This is a genomic window from Coriobacteriia bacterium (genome assembly GCA_031292615.1).
Taxonomy (GTDB): Bacteria; Actinomycetota; Coriobacteriia; order Anaerosomatales; family JAAXUF01; genus JARLGT01.
This window is the reverse complement of sequence record JARLGT010000102.1, coordinates 16,806-27,995: the sequence shown is the minus strand read 5'-3', so window position 1 is coordinate 27,995 and position 11,190 is coordinate 16,806. Positions and strand designations below refer to the sequence as shown.

At 67.0% G+C, this 11,190-nt stretch carries 11 protein-coding genes; 4 read left to right on the top strand and 7 right to left on the bottom strand.

Annotated features, from left to right (window positions below; all coding sequences use genetic code 11):
• The first annotated feature begins 43 nt into the window (after positions 1 to 43).
• The gene (ppk1, locus tag P4L93_09180) at positions 44 to 2,362 is read left to right on the top strand and encodes a polyphosphate kinase 1 (GenBank protein ID MDR3687112.1); all 2,319 of its coding nucleotides are present in this window, start codon (positions 44 to 46) and stop codon (positions 2,360 to 2,362) included.
• A gap of 68 nt (positions 2,363 to 2,430) precedes the next feature.
• On the opposite strand, the gene P4L93_09175 is transcribed toward ppk1, so the two are convergent.
• Positions 2,431 to 2,898: a hypothetical protein gene (locus P4L93_09175; protein ID MDR3687111.1), complete on the bottom strand. Its 468-nt coding sequence runs from the start codon at positions 2,896 to 2,898 to the stop codon at positions 2,431 to 2,433.
• Between the two features lie 82 nt (positions 2,899 to 2,980).
• On the bottom strand, positions 2,981 to 3,745 hold the full coding sequence (locus P4L93_09170; GenBank protein ID MDR3687110.1) for an SDR family oxidoreductase: 765 nt from the start codon (positions 3,743 to 3,745) through the stop codon (positions 2,981 to 2,983).
• Positions 3,746 to 3,926: 181 nt separating this feature from the next.
• Here P4L93_09170 and P4L93_09165 point away from each other — a divergent pair, with 181 nt between their 5' ends.
• Positions 3,927 to 4,616 carry a CDGSH iron-sulfur domain-containing protein gene (locus P4L93_09165; protein ID MDR3687109.1) on the top strand — a complete coding sequence of 230 codons (690 nt, stop codon included), beginning with the start codon at positions 3,927 to 3,929 and terminating at the stop codon, positions 4,614 to 4,616.
• Between the two features lie 17 nt (positions 4,617 to 4,633).
• On the opposite strand, the gene P4L93_09160 is transcribed toward P4L93_09165, so the two are convergent.
• The 5 genes from P4L93_09160 to P4L93_09140 form a co-directional block, all read right to left on the bottom strand.
• Positions 4,634 to 5,404, bottom strand: a complete 771-nt coding sequence (locus P4L93_09160; protein MDR3687108.1) for a MerR family transcriptional regulator — start codon at positions 5,402 to 5,404, stop codon at positions 4,634 to 4,636.
• A gap of 34 nt (positions 5,405 to 5,438) precedes the next feature.
• Entirely contained in the window at positions 5,439 to 7,664 is a 2,226-nt protein-coding gene (locus P4L93_09155; protein MDR3687107.1) for a hypothetical protein, read from the bottom strand.
• A 74-nt stretch (positions 7,665 to 7,738) separates the two neighbouring features.
• The gene (locus P4L93_09150; protein ID MDR3687106.1) at positions 7,739 to 8,893 is read right to left on the bottom strand and encodes a PASTA domain-containing protein; all 1,155 of its coding nucleotides are present in this window, start codon (positions 8,891 to 8,893) and stop codon (positions 7,739 to 7,741) included.
• A gap of 137 nt (positions 8,894 to 9,030) precedes the next feature.
• Complete coding sequence (locus tag P4L93_09145; GenBank protein ID MDR3687105.1) at positions 9,031 to 9,414, bottom strand: hypothetical protein; 384 nt, start codon at positions 9,412 to 9,414, stop codon at positions 9,031 to 9,033.
• A gap of 81 nt (positions 9,415 to 9,495) precedes the next feature.
• Positions 9,496 to 9,720 (bottom strand): hypothetical protein, encoded by a 225-nt coding sequence (locus tag P4L93_09140; protein MDR3687104.1) that lies wholly within the window; start codon positions 9,718 to 9,720, stop codon positions 9,496 to 9,498.
• 78 nt (positions 9,721 to 9,798) lie between these two features.
• Here P4L93_09140 and P4L93_09135 point away from each other — a divergent pair, with 78 nt between their 5' ends.
• Together P4L93_09135 and P4L93_09130 are read left to right on the top strand one after the other, a co-directional pair.
• Positions 9,799 to 10,356 carry a GNAT family protein gene (locus P4L93_09135; GenBank protein ID MDR3687103.1) on the top strand — a complete coding sequence of 186 codons (558 nt, stop codon included), beginning with the start codon at positions 9,799 to 9,801 and terminating at the stop codon, positions 10,354 to 10,356.
• Positions 10,353 to 11,153: an ATP-binding cassette domain-containing protein gene (locus P4L93_09130; GenBank protein MDR3687102.1), complete on the top strand. Its 801-nt coding sequence runs from the start codon at positions 10,353 to 10,355 to the stop codon at positions 11,151 to 11,153. Before P4L93_09135 ends, P4L93_09130 begins: the two co-directional genes overlap by 4 nt.
• Positions 11,154 to 11,190 lie beyond the last annotated feature (37 nt).

Here is an 11,190-nt window from a genome sequence, read left to right as displayed (position 1 = left end):
GCCGTTTGGTGTGGAACGCAGAGCGACGAGGGGAAGCACAGAGATGAACGACGAGACTGTCGGAGCCGGGGGTCTGCCCAGCAGCGTGTTGTCGGGAGACGAGGCTCAGCCGGCCGCGCCATCGCCTGCCGAGGCGGCGACGCGTGTGCGGCCGGAGCCGACCACACCGCCGCAGGCCGGGGTCGTGACCGTCCCCGAGATCGAGCCGATGCCGTTGGTCGCCGAGCCCGAGCCGGCGCTTCCACCGGCGGTCGACCTGACCGCGCCGGCGCTCTACCTGAACCGCGAGATGTCGCTGCTCGACTTCCAGGAGCGCGTACTTGAGGAAGCCGAGGACTCGGCCAACCCGTTGCTCGAGCGCGTCAAGTTCCTCTCGATCTTCAGCTCCAACATGGCTGAGTTCTACATGGTGCGCGTCGCTGGTCTCAAGCAGCAGGTCGCGGCGGGCGTGCGCGATCTGTCCGCGGACGGGCTGACGCCCGCCGAGCAGCTTCAGCTCGTTCGTGACCGCGCCAGCTCGCTGCTGCGCCGTAGCCGCCGCGCGTTCAAGGCGCTGCGCGACGAACTGTGTGCCGCCGGAATCTACATCCTGGACTACGACGAACTCGACGACGCGCAGAAGCGGTTCGCCGACGAGTATTTCGAGAGCTACGTCTACCCCGTGCTCACGCCGCTGGCCTTCGACCCCGCGCGCCCCTTCCCACACATCTCGAACCTGAGCCTGAACCTCGCCATCCTCATACGAACGCCCGAAGGCGAAGAGCGGTTCGCGCGCGTGAAGATGCCGCGCGCCCTTCCTCGGTTGGTGCCGGTGTGTGCGCCAGAGGCCAGCGGGCCGCACTGCGAGCTGAAGCCCGATCAGCCCAGCCGAGGCCGAGCGTTTCACTTCGTATGGCTCGAGCAGCTCATCATCTCGCACATGGACATGATCTTCCCGGGCTCGGAGGTGGTCGAGGCGCACGCCTTCCGCGTGACTCGTGACGCCGAGGTGGCCATCCAAGAGCTCGAGGCCGAGGACCTACTCGAGACGATCGAGGAAGGCGTGCGCAAGCGCCGGTTCGGCAGCGTCGTGCGCGTCACGGTGACACCGTCGCTGCCCGACTTCGTGCGCGACATCCTGGTTGAGAATCTCAAGCTCGATCCCGAGGACATCGTTGTGCTCGAGCCGCCCATCGGTGCCAGCAACCTGATGGAGCTCTACAAGATCGATCGGCCAGACCTCAAAGACACACCCTTCCGCCCAGCTCCCTTGCAGCTACTCGACGACGAGGAGCAGGTCGATCTGTTCGCTGCGATTCGCGAGCGCGATATCTTGCTGCATCGCCCGTTCGACTCCTTCGAGCCGTTCGTGGACCTGCTCAAGCAGGCGGCAAGCGATCCCGATGTGCTCGCCATCAAGATGACGCTTTATCGCGTGGGGAAGGACAGCCCCGTGGTCGAGGCGCTTCTCGAAGCGGCGCAAAACGGCAAGGAGGTCGCGGCGCTCGTCGAGCTCAAGGCGCGCTTCGACGAGGAGAGCAACATCGGCTGGGCTCGGCGACTCGAGCAAGAAGGCGTCCACGTGGTCTACGGTGTGCTCGGCCTCAAGACGCACTCCAAGATCGCGCTCATCGTCCGCCGAGAAGGCAAGCGAATCCGCCGCTACCTGCATCTAGGGACCGGCAACTACAACGTCGTCACCGCCACGCAATACACCGACCTGGACTTCCTCACCGCCGACGAGGCCATGGGTGAGGACGCCACTGAGTTGTTCAACTTCCTGACAGGCTACGCACTGCGCGAGAGTTACGAGAGCTTCTTGGTTGCGCCCAACACCATCCGCAGCGGGCTCGAGGGACTCGTGATGCGCGAGATCGAGCATGCGCGCGCTGGCCGAGGCGGCCACATGATCCTCAAAGCCAACTCCCTCGTCGACGCAAAGGTCACGAAGCTCCTCTACGAAGCCTCGATTGCAGGCGTCAAGATCGAGCTTCTCATCCGCGGTATCTGCCAGGTGCGTCCGGGCGTGCTGGGTGTGAGCGAGAACATCCGCGTCCGAAGCGTCGTGGGCCGCTTCCTCGAGCACAGCCGCGTCTACTACTTCGGCAATGCGGGCGATCCGACCGTGCTCGTGGGCAGCGCCGACCTCATGCGCCGAAACCTCGACCGCCGAGTCGAGATCCTCTTCCCGATCAAGGATCCGTCGTTGATCAAGCGGCTGAAGGCCGACGCGCTCGACATCTACTTCGCCGACAACACGCACGCCCGTGACATGCAGCCGGATGGTACGTACGTCCGAGCGCAGGTGGCCGAGGGCGAGGAGCGAGTCGACGCGCAGCAGACGTTGATCGAGCGCAGCATGCGGCACGCGCCCAGCTCGTAGCTGCACGCGCCCGAGCCCGGTCCGGCGGACGGGCCGCGAGCGTGATGGCACGGCGCCTGGTCGCGAAGCTAGATCGCTTTGTGGCGCCCGAGCACTCTGTCCCACGCGCTGAGCGCCTTGAGCGCCTCGACTCGTGCGCGCTGCGTCTCGAGGTCGGCAGCGAGCTTCTCGGCGCGGGCGAGTTCGGTCTCGAGCGCCTTTTGTTGCTCCTGCGAGATCGCACGCTCCCATGCAACTTGCGCGAGCAGATTGGCGCGCTCGGATTCGAGCTGCGAGACGCGCGCGAGAGCCGCCGTGCCGCCAGCCGAGGGGTCCTCGGCAGCGATGGAGCGCAGGGTGTCAACGTGGGTTTCTGAGAGGATGTAGCGTGCGTTGCGCTTGTCGCTCGATCGCGCTGGGGTCACGACACCGGCCGCAATCTGCGAGCGGACCCATGCGACAGGCACGCCCAGCTCCTCGGCGGCCTGCGCGGGGCTAAAGCCTGTGGGCTTCTCGGCGGACGGCTTGGTCTTGAGCTTGCCCTTGCCCTTGGCCACGCGAGTACTCCCTCCCGAAACGGCGTGCGGCCGCCGGCTGGCGGCGACCGCACCGTGATTCGAGTGTAGCGCAGCGCGCGCGTTAGGCGACGGTCCAGCCGCCATCGATTGGGATGATGGCACCGTTCACGTGCTGGGAATCGTCAGAGGCGAGGAACAGCGCGAGTCGAGCAATCTCGACCGGCTTGAGGAACGCCGGGATGAGCGCCTGGTATGCGCCGTAGCGGGCCGCACCAGCCTGGTCGACCTTCGCCGGGTCAATGCTCTGTTGGATGTTGGTCTCGACGCCACCGCACGCCATCGCGTTGCAGCGGATGCCTTGCAGCGCATAACTGTATGCCGTCGAGCGAGTGAGCCCGATGAGTGCGTGCTTCGAGATTGTGTACGCCGCCCCAGCGGCCCCGCCTCCGATCCCTGCGGCCGACGCGGTCATGATCACGGAACCCCCACCACGTGCGATCATGAGTGGGACGGCCTTGCGCGTCAGGTGGACCGGGCCGTTGATGTTGATGGACATGACCCGCTCGTATACGTCGTCGTCGAGTTCGCCCACGGGCTGGAACTGGTCCATGACGCCCGCGTTGTTGCACAGGACGTCGAGCCCACCGTATGTGGCTACCGCCGTGTCGATGACGCGCTCGCAGTCTGCCTTCAACGCGACGTTTCCCTGCACGCCGACTATCTCTCCGCCAGCCGCCTTGATCTCGGCGACGACTGCGTCGAGCGACTCTTGATGCCAATCGGCCGCCACGATCTTGGCGCCCTCGGCCGAGAACAGCTGGGCCATCGCCTGGCCCATGCCGGAGGCTGCTCCTGTGATGACCGCAACCTTACCCTCTAGCCGCATCTTCACTCCTCCCCGGCGCGCCGGCGCCAGTCCCGCCTAATCGTCTAGAGGGAGCCTTCCCTCGGGCGGGCCGACGGACACGCCCGCTGCGTGTGGATTGTGTGTGCCGATGGCTTCGCCGATACGGGTCGGGTATACCTTGAAGCGAAGATAACCGCAGTTGCCCGCGACAGGAGTGTAAATGGACCCCGCAGCCGGGATGAAGATCAGGGTCACCAAAGACGGACCGTACATCGCGTCCGGGAGGGTTCCTGTCTCTGTCGAGACCATCGTCTCGGACGACGAGGGCGAGTCGCTCGGCTGGGAGCACGGGCTCGAGCTTGAGAAGCGCGAGACGTGCGGGCTGTGCCGCTGCGGCGAATCGGGCAGCAAGCCGTACTGCGACGGCACGCACGCGACCGTGGGATTCGACGGCACCGAGACTGCGAGCTTCGAGGGCTACGAGCAACTCGCCGAGACACTCCCGGGACCCCGAGTCGATGTGCTCGACCAGAAGGACCTGTGCGCCGACGCGCGCTTCTGCCATCGGGCCGGTACGGTCTGGCACCGCGTCAACGAGGACGACGACGAGGCAGCGGACGTCGCCGTCGAGGAGAGCAAGCTGTGTCCAAGCGGCCGCTACACTGCGGTCGACAAGGCGACGGGCCTGGCGCACGAGCCCACGCTCGATCCGGGCATCGGCTTGGTGCAGGACCCGCAGATGGGTGTGAGCGGCCCGGTCTGGGTCAAGGGCGGCATACAGATCGTTTCGGCGGACGGGCGCGAATACGAGGTGCGCAACCGGATGACACTGTGCCGCTGTGGCAAGAGCAAGAACAAGCCGTTCTGCGACGGGTCGCATATCGCGGACGGGTTCCACGACCACCTGTAAGTGCGTCGCGCTGCGCTCTACTTCTTGCTAGCGGCCAGCGCTTGCACGGCGGCCAAGCTGTATGCGGCCAAGCCGGGCCTCGCTTTGTCGATGTTCTTGGTAAACCTGGGGTCGTTGACCCAGATGCACGCCATGTTGACGTAGAACCCGACGGGGCAGTCGTAGAACCACTTGCTGATGATGAGGCGCTTGGCCTCCGCCAGCGCCATGGCCTCGGGGGAGTCGCTCGGCACGCCAGCTTCCATCAGCGCGACGAACGCGGCCGTGTTCGCGTCCTGCTCGGCGGCTATCTGGGCCCAGTCGGCCTTGGTGTATCGCTTGGTGCGCTCGGCGGACTGCTTGTAGGCGTCGGTGTCGCCCCAGCGGTCTTGGACCTCTTCCTCGTAGTCGTTGGGGTTGAAGCCGTCGAAGAGCTCGCCGAACATCTCGGCGCGTTCCTGGTCGCTCATGGTCGCTCCTTCCTCTGTCGTGGCGAGCGCCGCGTCGATCGCGGACAGCATCGCCTGGGTGCGCCGGGCCTTCTCGGCGAGCAGGGCGCGCTGGGCGCGCAGAGCCTCGGCGCGGTCGAAGGTGGGGTCGAGGACGATCTGGCGGATTTCGGGCAGGGAGAATCCCAGCTCGCGGAAGAGCAGAACCTGGTGCAGCCGCTCGAGATCTTCACCGTTGTAGAGACGGTAGCCGGCCTCGCTTCTCGCCGAGGGAGACAGAAGCCCGACCTTGTCGTAGTGGTGCAGAGTGCGCACGCTGACCTTCGCGAGCTGAGCGGTCTCTCCGACCGTCCATGCCATCTCGCTCACCTCCTTGCAGAGGGAGCGTAAACCCTCACGTTACGTCAGGGTCAAGCGTTTCTTGCGAAGCATCCGCGAGGCAGAGGTAAAGGGCCGGCAGCCCACCGGCAAAGAGCATCAGCGCCGGCATGACGACGCCGGAGTCCTCGGTGAGCGCCGCAGCGATGCTGCCGACCACGACGCCGGCCAGCGCTGCCGCCAAGCCGGGCCGCTCGCGTAGCGCGGCCACGAGCGGGCGCGCGCCGATCCAGCGTGTCGCGGACAGGGCGACAGCGCTAGCCAGCGCGAGCCACGTGTAGGGCGTCTGCGAGATGTAGCCGATGTTGTTCGCGGCCTTGCGGAAGGCCAGATCGCCCACCGCCGAGAACTCCCCGTGCAGCGCCTCGCTCATGAAGCGACCCAAGTGCGTCTCGGCGCTTCCGCGCATCATGTCGATCGCGCCGAACGCTGCGATCAGTACCACGATCGCGGCGAGCATCCCGAGCGCGGACTTCCATGTGACGCGCACGCCGTTGATTCGCAGCCAGGCGACGGCGTACGCGACGATGCCCCAGAGCGCCACGCCGGCGTTGGCGCCGGCGAACGGTGCTGCAGCGGTTATGATCGCGACGACCGCGACCAGCGGCATGAGCCCGAGGCGAAGTGATCGGGCCCACCGGCTGCTTGCGTAGAGGTCGCACGTCAGGCCTACTGCGACGATCGAAGCGCCCACCAGAAGCGCTGCGCCCTCATTGCCCATGCCGTAGTAGCGCCAGCCAGCGCGAATCGAGTACGAGAAGAAGCCGGACTCCAGCGGGCGTCCCGTCCACTGGTCGGCGAGGATCACCAACGACGTGAGCGTCGAGAGTGCGAGCACCGGAATCTCGGCGCGTGACTTGAGCGCCGCCGTCAGGCCGAGCACGAGTGCGAAGACGCCTAGCGTCGCGACCCCGAACGCGAGGGCGGCCTGCTGCGACGTGGTTGGGTAGCGGCTGACGAGGAACATCAGCCAGGCGCCACCCGGCACGCAAAGCGCGAGGAGCACGAGCCAGCGAGCGGGGCGGACGAGAAGGCGCGCGGAGGGGACGAGCGCGATGAGTGCCGCCAGCAATGCAACAAACGCGGCGCTCCACGCGAAGTACGGGATGAACAGCAGGTCGCGCAGGTAGTCGATGGCGCCCACCGTCGTTCCGAGCCGGTCGAGCTGCGCGACGCTTGCGTCGATGGCGCCCGCCCCGCCCGCTCCGACTGCGGTCATCGGCTGGCCGACCATCGTCGCGGGCGTTTGGATGCCCAACGCCGAAAGTGCAGTAGGTGCCATGTCGAAGTTGGTGAGCAGCCCGGGCTGATGCGTCGACGACGACGTGAGCTCGCCGTGCATGCCAAGGCCGGAGAGGATCGTCGGGCCGAAGTACGGCGGCTGGTAGTACGGCTTGTCGGTGGCTGGCGTGACGATCATCAGCAGCACCCGCCGAGAACCCACAGCGGCCTGCACGTCGGCGACGACGGTCCCGAGCGACTGCACGGCGGCCGCATGCGAGCTGGCGCTCTGCTCAGGCGATTGCCCGGGGGCGTCGTGCGCGCGCTCCAGGTCGCCCGGGTCGATCACCAGCAGCGCAGGCTGCTCGGCAAGCGCGATTCGAATCGCGGTGCGCATCTGCTTGGGGTCCGCGCGCACTCCGAAGGGTGCGCCCGTGTCTGTAGCCAGAAGCCCCGCCGCGGTGAGCTGCAAGTCGATGGCGCCGTTGCGGTCCATCGCCAAGAGAGCGGCGGGTCGGCGGGTGCCTGAGGGCGTAGAGGTGTCCTCGTCGGAGTTGCCCACGGCAGACGTGCGGTCTCCTGCGCCGCGGATCGCCGCTCCCAGGGCGCCGATATCCGGCGCGTCGAGTGACCCCGCGTTGGCGGCCTTAATCGCCGGGAGATGCGCGGGGTCGGCGGCCGTCCCAATCGGTCCGGCGGTCCAGCGGCTCGACGAGAGAGTGAGCGCACCTCCGGCCACGGTCGGCCAGCCGGCGTCGGCCGTGATGCTGTTCATGTTCGCGACGGCTCCGTCGTGCGCTACCTTCAGCAGCGCCGAGCCAGCGGTCGAGGTGACGTCGCCCCAAGTCAGGAACGGCGAGAGGACGATGACAACCGTGTCGACCTTCGGCGCCGCAACGGTCGTGACCGCGAGTGCAGCCGAGGACGGTGCGAGCGCGAAAGCGACAACGGCGACCGCCGACAGCACGGTGGCAAGACGGCGCCAGATGGTGGCGCTTCGCTGCGGCAGGTTCGGTCTCATGTACTCAGAGTAGCCCAATGGGAGCGACCCCTGTTCCCGGATGACGGAACAGGGGTCGCAGGAGGATGCGCGGACTAGTAGGGAGTCGGCTTCGCGGTGGAGCCGGCTACCTCGATCACGACCTGGCTATCGGGCGGAACCAGAGAGCCGGCGACCGGTAGCTGGGCGAACACGGTACCCGGCGTGGCAGTTGACTGGGGGTCGGGCACGACAACGGCCTTCAGCCCCACATCCGTGAGGGCCGTGGTTGCTTCATCGACGGTTTTGCCCACCACGTTGGGCACGCTGACCCCTTGGCTCGGCGCCTTGCCTGCCGATATCTCGATTCCGACGACCGTGCCGGGTGCCACCTTCTCTCCAGCGGCCGGGAGCTGTCCGACGACATTGCCCTTGGCCACGGTGTCGCTGTACTCGGAGTACGTCTCGACGCCCAGGCCAGCGTTCTTCAGCGCGCTCGTGGCATCGGCTTCGACTTTGCCTACTACGTTGGGGACCGTGACGTTGGTTGGCGTCGTAGGCGCCTTGCCCTTCGAGACCTCGATGGCGACCTCAGCGCCGGCGAGTGCCTGGACTCCGGCACCGGGGAACTGGGAGACAACGAAGCCGACAGCGACCGACGAGCTGTACGCCTCGTAGACCTTGACGCCGAAACCGGCAGTTCTGAGCGCTGTTGTGGCCGAGTCCCTGGACTTGCCGACAACGTTGGGAACCTTGGGGTTGGTCGGTGCGACGCCGAGCGAAACGCCCAAGGCCACCGTCGTGCCACGCGGAACTTGCTGCCCCGGCGGAGGCACCTGGCCAAAGATGTGGCCCGCCGGCGTGGCGGCGTTGTAGTCGCGATATGGCGCGGGGACGAGGCCGGCCGCTGTGATCTGATTGGCCGCCGCGGAGGCCTCCATGCTGGTGACGGTAGGTACCGCCACCAAGGTTGTGGTCGGGGGCGGGACGACCGTGATGTTGATGGGCGTGCCCTTGTCGGCAGTAGACCCGGCGGGGGGATCCTCGGCGGTCACGGTGCCTACGGGTGCGCTCGTTTCCGTCGACTCCGTGCTGGTGCCGAGTTTGTAGCCTTCGGCCTCGATCTTGTGCACCGCGTCTGTGACCGAATCTCCGATGACGTCGGGGACGGTCGACCGGTTGCTGCGGAACGCGAAGAACCAGATTCCCAGCACGACCACGACTACCGCCGCCGCGATCCCGATCCACATCCAGAGCTTCTTCTTGTCCATTGCCGAGATCCCCTGTCCCGTAGGTGATGGGTCTGCGAGCGGTTGCGTCCCTCTACGTTTCTACCCTTGGGAGTGGAAAAGAGTCCCAGCCACGGACGCGTGCCAACGGCTCGCGTGCCTGGGCCCCTAGGGCGCGGCTACTCGCTGAACGTGTTGCTGGTGACCTCGGCGATCGCAGCGCGCACTGCGGGGTCGGAGAGCCAGTGCTCATAGGCGACCGATTCGATGTGCTCGGCGACGTCGTCGAGGAGCTGGAATGTCTGCATGGTGACGGTGCCGTCATCGCTCTCGGTAAGGGAGTCGCCCGCGCGCTGCAGGAACTCTTCGGCCTCGGGATCATCGGCGAGCGCCTCGAGCACGATCTCGCGTATCACCACGGCTGTCGCGGAAACGTAGACACCTGGGGACGCGGTGATCACGCCGGATAGCGACTCTTGATCGTACGCGGTCATGATCAGCGTCATCAGGTCGGTGAGGTGGCCGGAGAACCGGATGCCGTCGCCGTCTACTTCCCAAGGCATGAACGTCCTCCTGCGTGGGGGTAACGCTCGGTCGTCGGGACCGGCACCGCGAGGCTGGCCAAAGCGTAGCACGTGACCCGGCTAGCCCTCACGCTTGCGACGGCCGCCGACGCACTTCGGCGACGGGCAGCCGGGACACGAGCCGCCGCACTCGCCGATCCACTGACGGCACGCCGGGCAGCTGGTCGCGCCCGCGTCGAGAACTCGCCCGCAGTTGGGGCACACCGTCTCCTCGGCCCAGGTGTCGGAGAACAGGTCCTCGGCGTGGGGGATTGAGAAGCGCTCGTGTCGGTGGTTGTCGGGCATACGCACATTGTGCGCGAGACGCGTGCGGGTGCGCTACGCTATCGACCAGCACCGATGTCTGCCGAGAGGACCGCCGCCTTGCAACGCTCGTGGGAGACAGAACGACTGCTGCTTCGACTGCTCGGCCCTGAGTCGGCTGCAGCCGTGCGCGAGTACGGGCTGCGAAGTGCGCAGTTCCAGAAGCCGTTCGACCCTATCCGGCCGGCCGACTTCTGGGAGCTACCCGTCGTGGCCGACCGGCTCGTCTGCCAAGAGTACGAGGCCGAGCAGGACCGGTCGTTGTGCCTGTTCATCTCGCAGAAGTCCGATCCCGACCGGGTGCTGGGTGCCGTCAACCTGCGCAACATCATTCGTGGCGCGATGCAGGGGGGCACCATCGGCTACGGACTCGCCCCAGACGCGGTCGGGCATGGCTACATGACCGAGTCGGTCAAGCGCATCGCCGATATCGCCTTCTACGATCTGGCGCTGCACCGTGTCGAGGTCAACATCATGCCGCGCAACACCGCGTCCCTGGCCGTCGCGCAGCGTGCGGGCTTCGTGCGCGAAGGCCTTTCGCCGCACTACCTGCAGATCAACGGCGTGTGGGAAGACCACGTCCGGTTCGCCCGCATCGCGCCCGAGCCCGGCCGATGACCGCTTTGACTCCCAGCGCATCAACGCCTCTCTTCGAACTGACGGGCGCCACCGTAGTGCGCGACGGGCGGGCGATTCTGGACGTCGAGCATTTCACGATAGCCGAGGGCGAGCATCTCGCGATTCTCGGCCCAAACGGCAGCGGGAAGTCGACGCTCATCAAGCTGCTGACGCGCGACATCCTGCCGCTGTGGACCGAGCCCGCGCCTGTGCTGTTCCAGGGCCAGCCGCGCATCGCGCTCGAGGATGCGCGCAAGCTGCTCGGCGTAGTCTCGGCCGACGCACAGGAGCAGGCCGACGTGGTACTGCCGGCGTTCGAGGTGGTGCTCGGCGGCTTCTTCGGGGCGCTCGGCGTGCCTCGGCATAAGACGCCCACCGCCGAGCAGCGGGAGCGCGCGGCCGCCGCACTCGCCGAGCTGGAGGTCTCGCAGCTGGCCGACCGCGATATGACGACGCTGTCGACCGGCGAGGCTCGGCGCGTACTGTTCGCGCGGGCGCTCGTGCACGACCCTGCGGTCCTCGTGCTTGACGAGCCTACCAACGGGCTGGACCCGCACGCGAGCTACCACGTGCGGCAGGCCGTGCGCACGCTGGCGCGCGGGGGGCGTTCGCTGGTGCTCGTGACGCATCACGTGGAAGACATCGCGCCTGAGATCGACCGCGTCGTGATGCTGCGCGACGCACGCATCGTCGCCGACGGCCCCAAACGCGAGCTGCTCACCAGCGAGCGCTTGAGCGATCTGTTCGAGATTCCAGCCCGGCTAGAGGAGCGCGACGGCGAGTATCGGCTCTGGTAGCTCGGCTCCCCTGCGGCACGCCGGGGTACATCTCCAC